Genomic DNA, 16625 nt, shown 5'->3' with positions numbered 1-16625 from the left:
CCCCGGGACGACCGGCCCCGCGACGCCCGCTCCCGGGACGACGAGCCCCGGGACGACGAGCCCCGGGACGGCCACGCCCACCCGGGCGGCCGGGTTCGGCGAGCTGCGGTTCAAGGAGATCGGGAAGTTCGAGCAGCCGGTGGCGTTCGCCGTGCGCGCGGGTGACGAGCGGCTCTACGTCGCCGAGCAGCCGGGCCGGCTGCGCACCTCCGGCGGAGACACGGTGATCGACCTGACCGGCGAGGTGAGCCGCGGCAACGAGCAGGGCCTGCTCGGCGTCGCGTTCCACCCGTCGGGCCGCTGGGTCTACCTCGACTGGACCGACAAGAGCGGGCGCACCCACGTCACCGAGTGGGCCTACGACGGCGCCAAGGCCACGGCCAGGCGCGACGTGCTCACCCAGGACCAGCCCTACGCCAACCACAACGGCGGCCAGCTCGCCTTCGGCCCCGACGGCCACCTCTACATCGCGCTCGGCGACGGCGGCAGCGCGGGCGACCCCCAGGGCAACGGCCAGAACCTGGGCACGCTGCTCGGCAAGATCCTGCGCATCGACCCGCGCGGCAAGCCGTACAAAGTGCCCGAGGACAACCCGTTCGTCGGCAAGGAGGGCGCCCGGACCGAGATCTGGGCCTACGGCCTGCGCAACCCCTGGCGCTTCACCTTCGACCGCGAGACCGGCGACCTGTGGATCGGCGATGTCGGGCAGAACGCGTGGGAGGAGGTCGACTACCAGCCGGCCGGTTCGGAGGGCGGCGAGAACTACGGCTGGAACCTGCGCGAGGGCGAACGCCCCTTCCGCGGCGGGAAGGGACGCGAGCTGGTCGATCCAGTGATCGTCTATCCGCTGAACGAAGGCGGCAACTGCTCGGTGATCGCCGGATACGTCTACCGGGGCAAGAAGATCCCCTGGCTCCAGGGGCAGTTCATGTACGGCGACTTCTGCGCCGGATGGATCAAGGCCGCCCCCGTGGACGAGCTGGAGAAGGCGGCCGAGGTCGGCCGGGTGGATCAGCTCTCGTCGTTCGGCGAAGGCCACGACGGCGAGCTGTACGCGCTCAGCCTGGAGGGTCCGCTCTATCGGATCGAGCCTGCCTGACCCGGTCGATCAGCTCCTCGACCTGGTCGTTGAGTCGGGCGCCCCGCAGCCAGCCCGCGTAGTGGGTGAGAAAGACGACCACCTCGCGCAGCTCGTTCTCCGACAGGTCGCCGCTGCGCAGGGCGGTGTCGAGCTGGGTGTCGGTCATCTCGTCGAGCCCCTGGCCCACGAGCAGCCCGAGCAGGAGCAGCCGGCGCTCCCTGACCGACAGGACGGTTCTCGACCAGACGTCGGAGAACTGCCGCTCGGCGGTCATGCCGAAGGAGTCGACGGTCTCCATCGCAGGTTCTGTCATCGCGTGCTCCGGGGTGTCGGAAGGGATCCTCATATCTTTCGCTACTTCCTGAGTTGAACCAATGGGGGTTGCATGAACGTTGTACAGGTCACGAGGCCCCCATGACCTGGCCCCCAGGGGCTTGCCTTTTTTGATCTGTAACAAGTAAGGCCAATGCATGGCCAAGATTTGGTCAAGATTTCTCACCGTGCGGCGGGCTCATTCCAGCTGAAAGCGGGCACAACAACTCCGTTGGTCCGTAAAGCGGAGGTCAGCCCTGGTGAAAAAGACACGGGCTTTGATCGCGCTCATGGTCGCGATCTTCATGCTGTCGGCGTGCGGGCAGCCGGAGTTCACCTACGTACGTGACAAGCAAGGCACCACCTATTTCAAGGTGCCTGCCACTTTCACGCAGCTCAACGCGTATCCCATCGAGCTGTACCTGTCAGGGGACCATCCGAACTCGCAGGCGGCGATGCTGCGAACCCAGCGGGTGTGGTCCACAGCCTTCGACCAGTCGGCCGAACCCTCGGTCAACCACCTTCTCGGCTCCCAGGATCCGTTCGTCTACGCCACCGTGCACCAGCTCACGGAGGAGCAGCGGGACACGATCTCCCTCAACCGGCTGCGCGACTTCGTCCTGCCGGTGACCGAGCAGATGCGCCAGCTCTACCAGCAACAGGCGACGGCGACTGGCCAGCCGCCGATGTTCAACCGCTTCGAATCCATCAGCGATGACGTCCTGCTGCTCGACAACGGCGCCAGGGGTGTGCACGTCCGCTTCAACTACCAGATCGGCAACGACGTTCAGACGTTCGACCACACCGCGATCCTCGACGAGAAGGGCGGCACCGTCTCCGTCATGCTCATCGGCTGCCAGTCGATCTGTTTCCTGCAGCGGGCCGCCGAGTTCGACAAGATCGCGAGTTCTTTCAAGCTGCTCCGGCTGCCCGGATGAGGGAGCACCGTTGACCACCACCATTCATCATGAAGGGCTGCGCGCCCCCGGGAGCGGGCCCACTGATCCGGACTCCGTGACCAGAAAGAAAATGCAGTTCTGGGACCGGAGCAAATTCCTCATCGCCCTGGTGCTGGCCTATCTCGTCCTGACGTGGAAGGTGATGGCCGACTTCGAGGGCATCATCTCCTTCCCCGAGGCCGCGCGGCAGATCGCGCTGTCCTATCAGTGGATCTTCTGGCTGCTCGGCGTGGAGATCGCCAGGCAGGTGCACTTCTTCGTCAGCGAGCACTGGTCGGCCTACCACCGCTTCTGGAGCCAGCGGGTCTTCGGCGGCTTCGAGCGCTGGACGCACCGGCGCTTCGACGACTGGACGAGGTACCGCCTCTCGCGGGCGCTCAAGATCACCTTCTTCGTCGTGCTGACCGCCCTGGTGCTGGGCGCGGTGCTGGACGTCAGCCCGTTCCTGGCCCTGCTGCGGGCGCCCGCGCTGATCTGGCAGGCGATGCCCTTCCTGATCCAGATCGTCTTCCTGTTCTTCGTGGTCATCATCCAGTTCGTCGGCCTGTTCTGGTTCCTGTCCAGGGGCGGCGTGGAGACGTACTTCCCCGACGACATCAAGACCCGCTTCCGCGACGTCTGGGGGCAGGACCACGTCGTCGAGCGCGTCCAGGAGAACATCGTCTTCCTGGAGCGGCCCGACGAGATCGAGCGGCGCGGCGGGTACGTCCCCAGCGGCCTGCTGCTGTGGGGCCCGCCGGGCACCGGCAAGACCCTGATGGCCGAGGCCGTCGCGGGCGAGACCGGCAAGCCGTACGTGTTCGTGGATCCGGGCGCGTTCACGAACATGTTCATGGGCATCGGCATCCTGAAGGTGAAGTCGCTGTTCAGGAAGCTGCGCAAGCTGGCCCTGCGGTACGGCGGGGTGATCGTCTTCTTCGACGAGGCCGACTCGCTCGGCAAGCGCGGGCGGCTGGCCCAGCAGGGGCCTCCCGGCCAGGGCGGCGGGTTCTCCGGCATGTCCGGCCACCACGGCTGCCACGGCATGAACTACCTGTCCGAGGAGACCCGCCAGGTGCTGGCCTTCAGGGCCGGGCGCCAGGCGGACGACGAGCCCGGCCGGCGCAACCGCTTCTTCATGGGCGGCGGCATGAACGGCAGCGGCGACCCCGGCACGCTCCAGGCGCTGCTCACCGAGCTGTCCGGGCTCAAGAAGCCGCGCGGGTTCTTCAACCGCCTGGTCAGGCGGCTGCTCGGGATGCGGCCCAAGCCACCCCCCAAATACCGCATCCTCGTCATGATGGCCACGAACCGGCCCGACGCGCTGGACGAGGCGCTGCTGCGGCCCGGCCGCATCGACCGCATCTACAAGGTCGGCTACCCGTCCAAGGCCGGGCGGGTGCGCACGTACCAGGGCTACTTCGACAAGGTGTGGCACGAGCTCACCCCCGAGCAGATCGACAAGCTCGCCACGATCACCCCGTACGCCACCGGCGCGACGATCAAGGACCTGGTCAACGAGTCGCTGATCACCGCCATCAGGGACGGGCGCGAGATCATCACCTGGTCGGACGTGCTGCGGGCCAAGCGGCTCAAGCAGCTCGGCCCGCCCGAGGACGTCGAGTACATCGAGCGCGAGCGGCACGCCGTGGCGGTGCACGAGGCGTGCCACGCCGTCGTGGCCTACGTGACCCGCTTCCACCTCGAGATCGACATCGCCACCATCGAGAAGGGCGCCGACTACCTGGGCATGGTCGCCTCGATCAAGCCCGAGGACCAGTTCACCCGGTGGAAGTCCGAGCACGAGGCCGACATCATGGTCTCGCTGGCCTCGCTGGCGGGCGAGCGGATGTTCTTCGGCGAGGACAACTCCTCCGGCGTCTCCGGTGACCTGTTCTCCGCCACGTACCTCACCGCGATGATGGAGTCGTACTGGGGCATGGGCTCCGGCGTCACCTCGCTGCCCGCGCTCCAGGAGCTGGAGATCATGGGCGGCAAGGCCATGCGCAAGCGCGTCCCCGGCACCGGCGCCATCGGCATCACCGATCGGGAGCCGGCCAGGAACCAGCCCGACCTGACGCCCGACGTGCTCGGCGAGCGGATCGAGTTCAACCTGGTGCGGCTGCTGGAGAAGACCGAGGCGATGCTGCAGGAGCATCGCAGGGAGGTGCTCTGCCTGGCGCACGCGCTGGAGACGCACAAGACGCTCAACGGCGACGACGTGGTGGCCATCATCCGCGGCGAGACCGGGCCGCTGATCGACGGCACGATCTACACCTCCGACGATCTCTACCAGGAGCTGGAGGAGTATCACCGGGACGCCGCCAGGGCGCACAAGGAGCACAGCCGCATCGAGCGCGAGCTGCCCGGCCGGATGGAGGACGAGATCGAGCTGCAGCCGGTCGGTTTCGGCGCTTCCTCGGCCACCGCGGTCCAGATCACGGCCCCGGGCCAGGCCGCGCCGGTGGTCCCGCCCCCGGTCGCCACGGGGTCGATCGTGCCGGTCTCGGAGGTGCTGCCCGCCGAGCCGACCGATCGGCCCGAGTTCGTGCCCTGGGCTCCCGAGCCCGCGAGCGGACCGCCGGCCCGGCCGGCGAGCGGGCCGGTGAATGGGCCGGTGAACGGGCCGGTCAACGGGCCCGTGCCCGCGCCGCTGCCGGTGCACGTCGCGGCGTCGCCGCCGGCCGCCGGCTCGTCCGGCGGGCCGCGCCGGGCCGTGACCCGGTTCTGGCTGGTCATCGCCTGCCTGCTCGGGCTCGTGGCGCTGTCCATCATCGCCGCGCTGGCGGTGACGGGCACGATGTCGGGTGGCGGCCCGAACGCGGCCGTCTCGTCGGTGGCCTCGCCGGGGTTGCTGCTCCTGCTGTTCGTCGTGGTCGTCGCGGTGATCGTGGGCGCCGGGCTGGCGTTCGTCGCGATCAAGGGCGTACGCGCCGCGCAGGCCAAGGCGGAGCACGAACGTGACCAGGCCCATGCCCGCGCCCAGCTCCTGGCCGCGGCGATGGACCCGGACACGGCCATGCGGCTGCTCGGTTACGACGGCAACGGGACGGACGGGCGTACCGGAATGTGATCCGCGCGGCCGCAGGGGTTCCGCGGCGGCGGCGCCGGGCGGTGGTTTGCCGCCGTCCGGCGCCGTCGCGGACCGCGCGGTGGTTTGCCGCCGCCCGGCGCCGTCGCGGACCGCGCGGAACTCGCCGGGCGGTGCGATAATCGGGGGCACCCTCGAACGATCAAGGGGCCACCGATGACGCGGACCCGACGATTGGCCGTTCTGCTCGCCGCGATCTCGCTGCTGCTCGTGGAGCTGCAGCCGGCGGCGCTGGGCGCGTCGAGGACGGATCACGTCCGATACGCGGACGACAGCTGCCCGGGCAAAGCGGTGGTGCGTCCCAACTACGGACACTGCGCCCCATGGCGGCTCCGGCTGCGGAGCGGCCGGGTCCTGCGCCTGACCGACGCGAGGCTGCTCCAGGGCAGCAGGATCCCCGTGCCGATCGCCCTGAGCCCGCACGGCAGTCAGGTGGCCTACATCCGGCTGAGCGACGACGCCCTGGTGATCCGTGACGTCACCACCGGCGCGGTCCGCGCCGTGCCGGGCGTGAAGTGGTCGCCCGTTCGCTTCGCGGCGCTCAGCCTCTCGCCCGGCGGCCGCTTCGTGCTCCTCCGCCACCACGCGGGACAGCAGCAGGTGGTGGACACCGGCACGGGGCAGGTGCGGACGTTCCCCTTCACGGTGGCCAACCTCTCCTTCAGCCCGGACAACAGGTACGTGATCGCCCGGCGCCTGCACGATGACACCGGCCGCGAGCCCGACACGGTCATGGTCTACGCCACCGGGACCTGGACCGAGGTACGCCGCAGCCTCACCCTGCGGCTCGGGGCGCTGCGGATGGACGGCGCCCTGCTCGCCTACCTCGACCCCGCCGGCGCGAGGCCCGCCATCCGGTTCCAGGACGTGGCCACCGGCGCGCCGGCCGGGTCCGCCCTGACGATCCCGGCCGGTGAGACTGGCCGGCGGCTGGTCTGGGACCGGGCCGGCCACCTCGATCTCCTGACCGAAGTGGCCGCCAAGACCCACGGCAACGTGCTGACCTTGCGCTGGCGCCGGGCGAACGCCGGCATGCGCATCCTCGACACCTTCACGACCACCCGCCGCGCGGTCGTCCCCCCGGGCTCCATGCTGAGTGGTTAGGACTCCTGCCCGGCGGACCCGGATCCGTCGCCGGGACCGCGCCGGAGCTCGCTCACGTGCCTGTCGCGCTCGTCGTGGGCCCGGCGCAGCAGGGTCATGAGCTTGTCCTGCTCGCGGATGCGGCTGCGGTACTTCTCCGGCAGCCTGCCGAGCTGCTCCTCCTCGGCGAGCAGCTTCCCGAAGAGCTCCTCGCGCAGGGCGGGGTCGTGCTCCACGTCCAGATACGCCTCGGCGTGCCGGCGCGCGGCCGACACCGTGTTCTGGGCGCGGCCCTTGGGGCTGGCCAGCGAGGCCACCACCGTGACCAGCAGGACGCCGATGATCACGGACAGGGACAGGCCGGTGCTGATCTCGGTGACCCGCACCGGCTCGCCGTCGTTGATGAACGGCACGTTGTTCTCGTGCAGCGCGTGCAGGATCAGCTTGACCCCGATGAAGGCCAGGATGATCGCCAGGCCGTAGGTGAGGTAGATCAGCCGGTCCAGCAGCCCGTCGATGAGGAAGTACAGCTGCCGCAGGCCCAGCAGGGAGAACGCGGTGGCGGTGAAGACCAGGTAGACGTTCTGGGTCAGGCCGAAGATGGCCGGGATGGAGTCCAGGGCGAACAGGATGTCGGTCCCGCCGATGGCGATCATGACCAGCAGCATGGGCGTCATGACCCGCCTGCCGTCCTGGACGGTGAACAGCTTGTCGCCGTCGTAGGTGTCGGACGTGCGCAGCAGCTTGCGGGCGGCGCGGACCATGAGGTTGTCGGGGGAGTGGCCCTCCTCGCCCTCCGACTTGAGCAGGTTGCCGGCCGTGAGCAGCAGGATGAGGCCGAAGACGTAGAACGCCCAGGCGAAGGTGTTGATCAGGGCCGCGCCGAGCAGGATGAACCCGCTCCTGGCGATCAGCGAGAAGACGATGCCGAACAGCAGCGCCTTCTGCTGGTCCGCGCGCGGCACCTTGAAGCTCGACATGATCACCAGGAACACGAACAGGTTGTCGACCGACAGCGCCTTCTCCGTCACGTAGCCGGCGAAATACTCGGCCCCCGGCTCGGGGCCGCCGAAGATCCACACCCCGACGCCGAACAGCAGGGCGACGCCCACGTAGAGCGCCGACCAGACCGCCGCCTCGCGGAGCGTGGGGATGTGCGCCTTGCGTACGTGGAAGTAGAAGTCGAACAGCAGCAACCCGACGATCCCCAAGATCGTCAACCACCACGCGACGGTGGACACGTCCACTGAAGGCTCCAGGTCTCGGCCGTCGTGGGGGTGGCGACTGGGCGGGCGCGAACTCCTATCCCCGCAGGTGGTACCCGGTGTCGGCGGCGTCCAAGCCCGCCGCGTCCCGGCCGGCGGGCGGACCTCCGTGACGGGCGGGCAAGCGCCCTGGATAGCCTCGTCCGTGAACGACCCGTCTCCCGCAGGAAGGACCGCAGGAATCGTGTCCCAGCACCGCGTCATCGTCATCGGCGGCGGGATCGCCGGCGCGAGCGCCGCCTTCGCGCTGGCCCGCCGGGGGGCGGCCGTCACGGTCGTCGACTCCGCCAGTGCGGGGCAGGCGACGGCCGCCGGCGCGGGCATCGTCTCGCCTTGGGCATCGACCGTCGAAGGGCCCTGCTACGAGCTGTACGCGGCGGGCGCGGCGTACTATCCGCAGGTCGTCGAGCTGCTCGCGGAGGCGGGCGCCGGGCGTACCGGCTATCGGCGGACCGGGGCCCTGCTGGTCAGCGCCGACCCCGGCCGGCTGGCCGAGGCGCAGGCCCGCGTCGAGGCGCGCGCCCGCACGGCGGGCGGCGCCGTCGGGGAGGTGCGGCGGATCGGCAACGACGACGTGCGCGCGCTGTTCCCGCCGCTCGCGCCCGATCTGGAGGGCGTCCACATCACCGGAGGCGCCCGGGTGGACGGGCGCACCATGCGCGACGCGCTCCTCGCGGGCGCGGCGCGCCACGGGGCGGTCCGCGTGCGGGGCCGCGCCCGGCTGCGCCCGCGCCCCAACGGCACGCCTCAGGTGGAGGTCGCCTTGGCGGGCGCCGGGGGCGGCTTCGACGTCCTGGAGGCCGACGACGTGGTGGTGGCCTCCGGGGCCTGGGCGAACGAGCTGCTCGAACCCGTCGGCGCCCGCGTGCCCGTCGAGCCGCAGCGCGGCCAGATCACCCACCTCCGGCTCGACGGCGTCGACACCGGCGCCTGGCCGTCGGTGCATCCCCTGTCGCACCACTACCTGGTGGCGTTCGACGACTCCAGGGTGGCCGTCGGCGCGACCCGCGAGACGGGCAGCGGTTTCGACGCCCGCGTTACGGCCAGGGGCCAGTGGCAGGTGCTTTCGGACGCGCTCAGGATCGCGCCCGGTCTGGCCGAGGCGACGTTCATCGAGACCAGGGTCGGTCTCCGGCCGCTGGCGGAGACCGGGCTGCCGGTCGTCGGCGCGCTGCCGGGCGTGGCCGGGCTGCACGTGGTGGCGGGGTTCGGCGCGGCGGGGCTGACGATGGGGCCGTTCGCCGGCGAGGCCCTGGCGCGGTCGATCCTGGAGGCCGCGGTTCCGGCGGAGATCGCCGCCTTCGCCCCCATCGCTCCCTGATCGCGAACGGCGAACCGCGGACGGCCATGCCACGTCTTACGGGTATGCATCGACTCGCCGTGCTCGCCGCCGTGTCGGCGCTGCTCGCCGGCTGCCAGTCAGAGCAGGAGTGCACGCTCCTCGCGGCCCGCGCCGGAGTGGGGCTGGAGGTCGAGGCGCCGCTCGCGGCCAGGGCCGAGACCGTCTCGATGCAGGTGTGCTGGGACGGCTCCTGCACGCCGGTCGCCGCCGGCCTGGAGCGCTCGTCGAAGATGGCGAGTGCGACCTGTTCGGGCGACACATGCTCGGCGACCGGGGTGCGAACTGCGGACAAGCACGGGTTCGGCGAGGTCAAAGGGCTCCCCAAGCGGCCCGTGCGGATCCGCCTGAAGCTGCTCGGCGCGGGCTCCGACCCGGTGCTGGACCGCACGGTCGAGGTCACGCCCAGGGGCAGCTTCCCCAACGGCCCCGGCTGCGGGGAAGGCGGCCCGAGCACCTCGCTCATCGTCAGCGGTGACGGGGTCGTGCGGGAGCGGTGACCTGGTAACAAGCACCCGCCTTGATTAACACGGCGTTCACATGCGGGCAAAAAACGGGAAACGGCCATCCGTAAGACTCGGCGTGGCTGAGAAAAACCCCGAAAGGACCGCCGTGAGCTACAAGGCTGAGTACATCTGGATCGACGGCACCGAGCCCACGGCTCTGCTGCGCTCGAAGACGAAGATCCTGGCCGACGGGGCCGAGCCTCCGGTCTGGGGTTTCGACGGCTCCAGCACCAACCAGGCCGAGGGCCACTCGTCGGACCGCGTGCTCCGCCCGGTGTTCACTTGTCCCGACCCGATCCGCGGCGGCGCCAACGTGCTCGTCCTGTGCGAGGTCGAGGAGATCGACGGCGAGCCGCACTCGAGCAACAGCCGCGCCCTGCTGCGCCCGATCGCCGAGCAGTTCGCCGCGCAGGAGTCCTGGTTCGGCATCGAGCAGGAGTACACCTTCTTCAAGGGCAGCCGCCCGCTCGGCTTCCCCGAGGGCGGCTTCCCCGCCCCGCAGGGCCCCTACTACTGCGGTGTCGGCGCCGACGCCATCTTCGGCCGCGAGATCGTCGAGCTTCACCTCGACCGCTGCCTCGCCGCCGGTCTGGAGATCTCCGGCATCAACGCCGAGGTCATGCCGGGCCAGTGGGAGTTCCAGATCGGCCCGGCCGGTCCCCTTGAGGTCGCCGACCACATGTGGATCGCCCGCTGGCTGCTCTACCGCACGGCCGAGGAGTTCGGCGTGGAGGCCACGCTCGACGCCAAGCCCGCTCGCGGCGACTGGAACGGCGCCGGCGCGCACACCAACTTCTCGACCAAGGCCATGCGCGAGGGCTACGACGCCATCATCACCGCCTGCGAGGCGCTCGGTGAGGGCGACAAGCCGATGGAGCACATCACCCAGTACGGCTCCGGCATCGAGAGCCGCCTCACCGGCGCCCACGAGACCGCCCCGTGGAACAAGTACAGCTACGGCGTGTCCGACCGCGGCGCGTCGGTCCGCATCCCGTGGCAGGTCGAGGTGGATAAGAAGGGCTACATCGAGGACCGTCGCCCCAACGCCAACGTCGACCCGTACGTGGTCACCCGCCTGCTGGTGAACACCTGCTGCTCGGCCCTGGAGAAGGCCGGCCAGGTCTGACCTCCCCGCACGGACGACGCGGGCCCCTCCTGGTGGAGGGGCCCGCGTTTTCGTTCCATGACCTTCTGCGAGGTCAGCGGCGCTCGGCGGCGGTCAGAGGCGGAAGCCCAGGTCGGGCTCGATCTCCGCGACGTCCATCTGCGCCTTCTGCAGGCGGCCTGAGTGGTCCCAGTTCATGGCCTGCCAGCGGGTGAACTGGTCGAGCACCCACATGCCGGACTGGCGGCTGCCGTTGCCCGACTTGCCGTTTCCGCCGAAGGGCAGGTGCGCCTCGGCGCCGGAGGTGGAGTTGTTCACGCTGACCATGCCGGCCGAGACGCCCTCGCGGAAGCGGAAGGCGTGCTTCGGGTCCGTGGTGTAGATGGAGCTCGACAGGCCGTAGCCGGGCAGGTTGGCCAGCTCGATCGCCTCGTCGAGGGTGCCGAACGTGGTCACGCCCACGATCGGGCCGAACGTCTCCTCCAGGAACAGCCGGTCGGTGGCCCGCACGCCGTCCACGACGACGGGGTGGTAGTAGAGCCCCTGGCCGCCGTCGAAGTCGCCACGCGGGTTGTCCGGCGCAATTTTCCCGATATTTCCGGACACGACCTGGTGGTGGGGCTGGATCCAGGTCAGGTACTCCTCGTACCGGTCCGCGAACTTCTGGTCGAGCAGCGGCCCGGCCAGCACGTCCTGCGCCGGATCGCCGATCTTCGCCTCGCGAACCGCCCGCGCGAACCGCTCGACGAACTCGTCGTGGACGCTCTCGTGCACGATGACCGTGCCCAGGCTGGTGCAGCGCTGGCCGGCCGTGCCGAAACCGGCGAACAGCGCGCCCTCGACCGCCAGGTCCAGCTCGGCGTCCGGCATGATCACCATCGGGTTCTTGCCGCCGAGCTCCAGGCAGGCCGACTGCAGGTGGCGGCCGGTCAGCTCGCCGATCTTCCGGCCCACCTCGCTGGAGCCGGTGAACCCGACCTTCTGCACGCTGCCCTCCTCCAGGGCGAGCTCCAGGCCGCGGAAGGTCTGCGCGCCGTCGGCGAACACGATGTTCAGGACGCCGTCGGGCAGGCCGGAGGCGGCGAAGAGCCGGTACATCGCGTGCGCGGAGGCGGCGGCGTACTCGGCGGGCTTCCAGACCACGGCGTTCCCGCAGAGCAGGGCCGGCACCAGATACCACGAGGGCACGGCGACCGGGAAGTTCCCCGCCGTCACGACCGCCGCCACGCCGACCGGGTTGCGGTAGGTGAACAGGTCTTTGTCCGGCATCTCGGACGGGATCGTCTGCCCGTACAGCCTGCGCCCTTCGCCCAGGAAGAAGTCGCACGTGTCCACGATCTCGCGCACCTCGCCGAGCGCCTCGGCGTACGGCTTGCCGATCTCCTCGGTCACCAGCGCGGCCAGCCGTTCGGCGTTGGCCTCCACCAGCCGCCCGATCGAGGCGATCACCCGGCCGCGCACGGGCGCGGGCACCTTGGCCCACTCGCGCTGGGCCTCCTTGGCCGTGCGGCAGGCAGCGGCGAACGTATCGGCGTCGGCCAGGCCGACCCGTGCCACGACCTCGCCCGTACGGGCGGGATTGGTCGATTCGTACGTGCCCGCGGCAGCGGCGTCCTTGCCACCCACCACTGAAACGATCTGTCGGCTCACCGGTGCCCTCCTCATAGTTCCTCCGGACAGACAACCATCCTGCCGGAGAAAACCCAAGGATCGCTCTTGGGCGGTCGCGCAGGGGCCCGCATGGTCCCGTCCATCCGGCCCGCCGCCGGAAAACGGTTTGCCGGACGGGCCGCCGCCTCCGCAGACTGTCGCGGAGACCAGAGGAGACGTCACGTGCCCGACGACAGAGCGCTCTGGGAGGTCCGCGTCGGCGTCTACGCCACCAGGGAGCAGGCCGAGGACCTCCAGGAGCGGATCCAGCGGCTGCTGTGCCCGGAGCCCGAGCACCGGGGGCCCTGCCCGGCCCCGTGGACGACCATGCTGTCGGACCGGGCCGGGAGCCCGCGCTACACCGATCTCGTGGATCAGTACGTGCTGGAGGACCTGCTGGCCCGCATCCACCGGGGCGACCTGCGCCCGGGCCAGGTGATCCCGTCCCAGGAGCGGCTCATGCGCGACTACGGCGTCAGCCGCGCCCGCGTGCGCAGGGCGATCGAGGCGCTGCGGCAGTCCGGCCTGGTGGAGTCCGTACCCGGGCGCGGGACCCGCGTCACGCCGGCCCCGCCGCCTGCCGGAGACTGAGCTCACCCCACGCCCGGGACGGGCTCACCACGAGCGTGATGGTGGTGATGGTGAGTCCGCCTTGGTGCCGGCGATGTCGTGCCTGGTCATGGTGGCCAGCTTGGCCGCCAGGTCGGCCAGGGCGCGTGAGGCGGCCAGCTCGTCGCCGATCTCCGCCACCGCCGGGTCGGCGGGGTTGCGGCGGGCCCGCCCGCTCCCCGTCACCTGGGCGCCGCCGTTCGCCGTCAGCGTCGCCCGGGCCGACGTTTCGTCGCCGTCCTCGTCGAGGTCGATCCGCACGGTCCATTCCTTGGCTCCCATGACCACACGGCTGCCCCGCCCCAGCCCCCTAAACCTGCCGCCGCCAGGGGTCACCTGCGGCTGATGCGGATCGTCTCCCGGACGACCTGCTCGTTCGTGACGCGCTGGCCGGGGTTGAGTACGACGGTGAGATGGCGCATCCCCGCCAGCGGGCCGAGGTCGATCCCGTCCGCCACGCCGCTGAGGTCCAGCGTCCGCAGGCTGGGCAGGCCGGCCAGCGGGGTGAGGTCGGTCACCTTCGCACACCTCGGCAGGCTCAGCCGGTCGAGCCGCCGCTGGCCGCGCAGCGGGGTGAGATCCTCGATCTCCGGGTTGGACAGGCTGAGGTTCGTCAGCTCGAACCGGCCGAGCTCCGCCAGGTCCAGGGCGCTGGAGCCGAGGAGGCTCAGCCCTTCGAGGTGGGTAGTGGTCCGCTCCAGGGCCCGCAGGCAGCCGATGACGCCCGCGTCGGTCCACAGCGTCAGCCACTTCAGGCTCCGCATGGACTCGAAGATCTCCGGCGGGATCGGCAGGTCCTCCCGGTCGAGGAACAGCCGCCGCAGCTCCGTCTGGCGGCTGAGCGGCCCCAGCCAGTCGCCCTCGTCGTGCGCGGGCAGGTCGAGGCCGAGCACCTCCAGGCGGGGCAGCCGGTCGAGGAACGTCAGATCGTCGAACCTGGCGTTCCAGAGCGTGAGATCGTCCAGCTGCGGCAGCCGTTCGAGGGACTCCACGCCGAGAGGGCCGGGCAGGTCCATGCTGACCCACAGCCGCCGCAGCTCAGGCGTCGCCTCCACCCCGTCGAGGGACGCCGTGGCGAGCTCCTGCACGTCCAGGCTCTCCAGCCCCGGCATCGCCCGCAGGAAACGCAGGCTGGTGACCGGCTCGTCGGTGGTGACGAACAGGCGCTTCACCTTGCCCAGGTGCGCCAGCCCGCGAAGTAACCGGTTGCTCGGCACGGTGAGCTCCTCCGACTCCGCGAGCACGCGCTTGGCGTAGACCTCGGCGTCGTAGTAGTGCCAGCCCTCCTGGAGCTGCCGGTGGACCTCCCAGCGCTCGTCGGACGCGTAGCCGGCGAGCCGGTCGAGCGCCTCGGCGCCGTTGATCAGCCAGGTGGTCCGCACCGTCAGCGCCGCCTGCTTCTCCCTCAGCCCGGACAGGTCGCGGGGCAGCCGGTGCAGCACCTCCTCGCCCACGGCCGCGAGCAGGTTCGTCTCCACCTCCGTGCGCGGCGGGATCACCGTGGCCAGGCACTGCTCGATCCGGTCCCGCAGGCCGAGCGGGATCTCCTGGATCGTCTCCAGGCAGCCCGCCACCACCAGCCGCAGCCGGCGTGCCTGCGGCCCGCCCTGGTCCGCGCGATCGAGCAGCCCGGTGAGCAGCTCCTTGCGCAGGCGTCCCGCCGCGTGCCCCGCGGCCATCACCACGACCTCGCGCCACTGATCCAGATGCGCGCGTTCGACCGCGACGTCCACGTCCTCGTCCTCGACGAGCTGCCCCGCCGCGAGATATTCCTGCACCGTACGGTGCGCGAAGTCGATCCGGCCCGGGACGGGCTCGCGCACCACGCCGCTGCGCCGGAGCAGATGCTCCAGGACGTCGGACGCCGAGTACGGCATCCGGGTCATGAGGGCCAGCTTCTGCCCGACGCTCTTCAGCGCGGTGGCCTTCGACAGCTCCGAACGCCCCATGGACACCAGCCGCCAGGCCAGATCGCGCAGGATCCAGATCTTCTGGTCCGGGTCCAGCGACACCTCGTCCGTGATCCGCCGCTCGGCGTCGCGGCGTTCGAGCAGCAGGCTGAGCACCGCGTCGTAGAAGCCCATCCGGTTGCGCGGCAGCTGCGTGCGCCGGTCCAGGTTGAGCGCGCACAGCATGGCGGCCAGCAGCGGTGTCGAGGCGACGACGCCCAGGTGGGGGTTGGACTCCATCCGCGCCAGCAGCGCGACCTCGTAGCCCTCCAGCTCGTCGGCCGCGCACGGCAGGCTGGGGCAGTCGCGCATCGCCACGTGCCACTGGCGTACGAGCTCGCGCAGGTCCTCGGGCGTCATCGGCTCCAGCATCGCCGCGGCGAACCCCTCGTCCGCCAGCCATCGCGCGTCGGCCGCCGTCGGGCGGGAGGTCACCACCACGCGCATCGAGGGATAGGCCGTCAGCAGCCGCGACAGCCATTCGCGCACGGCCGGGCGGTGGCGTACCAGCAGCTCGTCCACGCCGTCCACCAGCAGCAGGCCGCGCCCGGATTCGAGCACCCGCTCCACCCAGCCGCGCGGCATCCGCCCGGCGACCTCCTGCGCGACGTCGTCGAGGAAGCCGGCGGGCGCGGGGAACCGGCCGGTCGAGTGGCTGCGCAGCTTGACCATCATGGGGACGCAGCCGTTCCAGCCGGACAGGGCGCCGGAGAAGTCGCCGCGCGCGGCCGTGACGGCCAGCCAGCGCAGCAGCGTGCTCTTGCCCGAGCCCGCGTCCCCGCGCAGCAGCATGAGGTTGGAGCGGCCGAGCGCCGACTCGATGCGCTCCGTGCCCGGCTCCACGGCCTGGCGGCCGGTGAGTGAGGCGACCGAGAGGCGTTCGGGCATGCGCGGCCTGTGCTCGCCGGCCGACACGTTCAGGCTGATGTAGGCGACGCTGAGCGAGGTGCGCGGCCGGTAGTTCTCCACCCGCACCCCGAACAGCTCCACCTCGTCCAGGGCGCGGCTCAGGAAGCCGAGATAGTGGCGTTCGAACGCGGCGTCGTCCTGGCGGCCATCCGGCGCCTCAAGCGTCCGCAGGGGCAGGCGGGCGAGCAGGCGTTCGACGCCTTCGGCCAGGCCGCTCAGCCGGGCCAGGCTCTCGGTGGCCGCGCGGGGGAGGTACTGCGGGAGCTGCCGCATCAGGCCGGTCAGGCAGTCGACGCACTCGGCCAGCAGCACCGCGTACAGGCGGTCCTCGGCCTCGCCGAGCCGCGGCGCCGGCAGCGACGCCAGGACGCGCTCGGCGAGCTTGGCGGGGTCGGCGTCGGCCTCGAAGAGCGCCGCGTCCGACAGGTCGGCCCGCCTGAGCGCGTCCACCACCTCCAGCAGCACGGCGGCCCGCGCCGCCTCGTCCAGGCCGCGGAACTCCTGCTCGACGAGCCGTGCCAGCCGTCCTTCCACCGCCAGGGCGACGCCCTGGAGCTGGTTGCCGAACTTCCTGGCCGCCAGGCGGTCGCGGAAGCCGCTCTGGATGAGGTCCTTCAGATCGGCCTCGCGCTCCTTGCGCGCGGCCCGGGTGGCCAGCCACTCCCGCATGGCGCGTTCGGCGATCGACTTCCCCGCGGCGGTCAGCGCCGCCTCGACACCCGGCATGCCTTCTATATAACAGTCCCCGGCGATCAGAAGAGGGGCCTGAGGCGGAGGGGTTGGGAGGG

The 16625-nt window shown here is 70.9% G+C and carries 13 protein-coding genes; 8 read left to right on the top strand and 5 right to left on the bottom strand.

Annotated elements, in window-relative coordinates:
• A partial coding sequence (locus ETD85_RS48975; protein WP_138696720.1) for a PQQ-dependent sugar dehydrogenase occupies positions 1 to 1099 on the top strand: 1099 nt, incomplete at its 5' end.
• On the opposite strand, the gene ETD85_RS48970 is transcribed toward ETD85_RS48975, so the two are convergent.
• Positions 1059 to 1394: a carboxymuconolactone decarboxylase family protein gene (locus ETD85_RS48970; RefSeq protein WP_138696719.1), complete on the bottom strand. Its 336-nt coding sequence runs from the start codon at positions 1392 to 1394 to the stop codon at positions 1059 to 1061. The two genes, ETD85_RS48975 and ETD85_RS48970, sit on opposite strands and share 41 nt — an antisense overlap.
• 259 nt (positions 1395 to 1653) lie before the next feature.
• Between ETD85_RS48970 and ETD85_RS48965 the strand changes: the two genes are divergently transcribed.
• The 3 genes from ETD85_RS48965 to ETD85_RS48955 all read left to right on the top strand — a co-directional run bounded on the left by ETD85_RS48965 (position 1654) and on the right by ETD85_RS48955 (position 6526).
• Entirely contained in the window at positions 1654 to 2331 is a 678-nt protein-coding gene (locus tag ETD85_RS48965; RefSeq protein ID WP_138696718.1) for an LptM family lipoprotein, read from the top strand.
• 76 nt (positions 2332 to 2407) lie between these two features.
• The gene (locus tag ETD85_RS48960) at positions 2408 to 5404 is read left to right on the top strand and encodes an AAA family ATPase (protein WP_240779936.1); all 2997 of its coding nucleotides are present in this window, start codon (positions 2408 to 2410) and stop codon (positions 5402 to 5404) included.
• A 174-nt stretch (positions 5405 to 5578) separates the two neighbouring features.
• Positions 5579 to 6526, top strand: a complete 948-nt coding sequence (locus ETD85_RS48955; RefSeq protein ID WP_138696716.1) for a TolB family protein — start codon at positions 5579 to 5581, stop codon at positions 6524 to 6526.
• Here the strand turns inward: ETD85_RS48955 and ETD85_RS48950 are convergent.
• A complete protein-coding gene (locus tag ETD85_RS48950; RefSeq protein WP_138696715.1) occupies positions 6523 to 7752 on the bottom strand; it encodes a TerC family protein in 1230 nt (409 codons plus the stop codon). The genes ETD85_RS48955 and ETD85_RS48950 overlap by 4 nt on opposite strands.
• Positions 7753 to 7954: 202 nt before the next feature.
• On the opposite strand from ETD85_RS48950, the gene ETD85_RS48945 reads away from it, so the two are divergent.
• The 3 genes from ETD85_RS48945 to glnII all read left to right on the top strand — a co-directional run bounded on the left by ETD85_RS48945 (position 7955) and on the right by glnII (position 10741).
• Positions 7955 to 9091 (top strand): NAD(P)/FAD-dependent oxidoreductase, encoded by a 1137-nt coding sequence (locus tag ETD85_RS48945; protein ID WP_138696714.1) that lies wholly within the window; start codon positions 7955 to 7957, stop codon positions 9089 to 9091.
• A gap of 44 nt (positions 9092 to 9135) precedes the next feature.
• A complete protein-coding gene (locus ETD85_RS48940; RefSeq protein WP_138696713.1) occupies positions 9136 to 9609 on the top strand; it encodes a hypothetical protein in 474 nt (157 codons plus the stop codon).
• A gap of 112 nt (positions 9610 to 9721) precedes the next feature.
• Positions 9722 to 10741 (top strand): glutamine synthetase, encoded by a 1020-nt coding sequence (glnII, locus tag ETD85_RS48935; RefSeq protein ID WP_138696712.1) that lies wholly within the window; start codon positions 9722 to 9724, stop codon positions 10739 to 10741.
• Between the two features lie 93 nt (positions 10742 to 10834).
• On the opposite strand, the gene ETD85_RS48930 is transcribed toward glnII, so the two are convergent.
• Positions 10835 to 12370 carry an aldehyde dehydrogenase family protein gene (locus tag ETD85_RS48930; protein WP_138696711.1) on the bottom strand — a complete coding sequence of 512 codons (1536 nt, stop codon included), beginning with the start codon at positions 12368 to 12370 and terminating at the stop codon, positions 10835 to 10837.
• Between the two features lie 183 nt (positions 12371 to 12553).
• Here ETD85_RS48930 and ETD85_RS65130 point away from each other — a divergent pair, with 183 nt between their 5' ends.
• On the top strand, positions 12554 to 12961 hold the full coding sequence (locus ETD85_RS65130) for a GntR family transcriptional regulator (RefSeq protein ID WP_206059357.1): 408 nt from the start codon (positions 12554 to 12556) through the stop codon (positions 12959 to 12961).
• Positions 12962 to 12985: 24 nt separating this feature from the next.
• On the opposite strand, the gene ETD85_RS48920 is transcribed toward ETD85_RS65130, so the two are convergent.
• Positions 12986 to 13261: a dsRBD fold-containing protein gene (locus ETD85_RS48920; RefSeq protein WP_138696710.1), complete on the bottom strand. Its 276-nt coding sequence runs from the start codon at positions 13259 to 13261 to the stop codon at positions 12986 to 12988.
• Between the two features lie 50 nt (positions 13262 to 13311).
• Entirely contained in the window at positions 13312 to 16563 is a 3252-nt protein-coding gene (locus ETD85_RS67090; protein WP_138696709.1) for an NACHT domain-containing protein, read from the bottom strand.
• Positions 16564 to 16625 lie beyond the last annotated feature (62 nt).

The organism is Nonomuraea zeae (genome assembly GCF_005889725.1).
GTDB lineage: Bacteria > Actinomycetota > Actinomycetes > Streptosporangiales > Streptosporangiaceae > Nonomuraea > Nonomuraea zeae.
The sequence above is the reverse complement of the archived record's forward strand: the minus strand, read 5'-3'. Positions and strand labels throughout refer to the sequence as shown.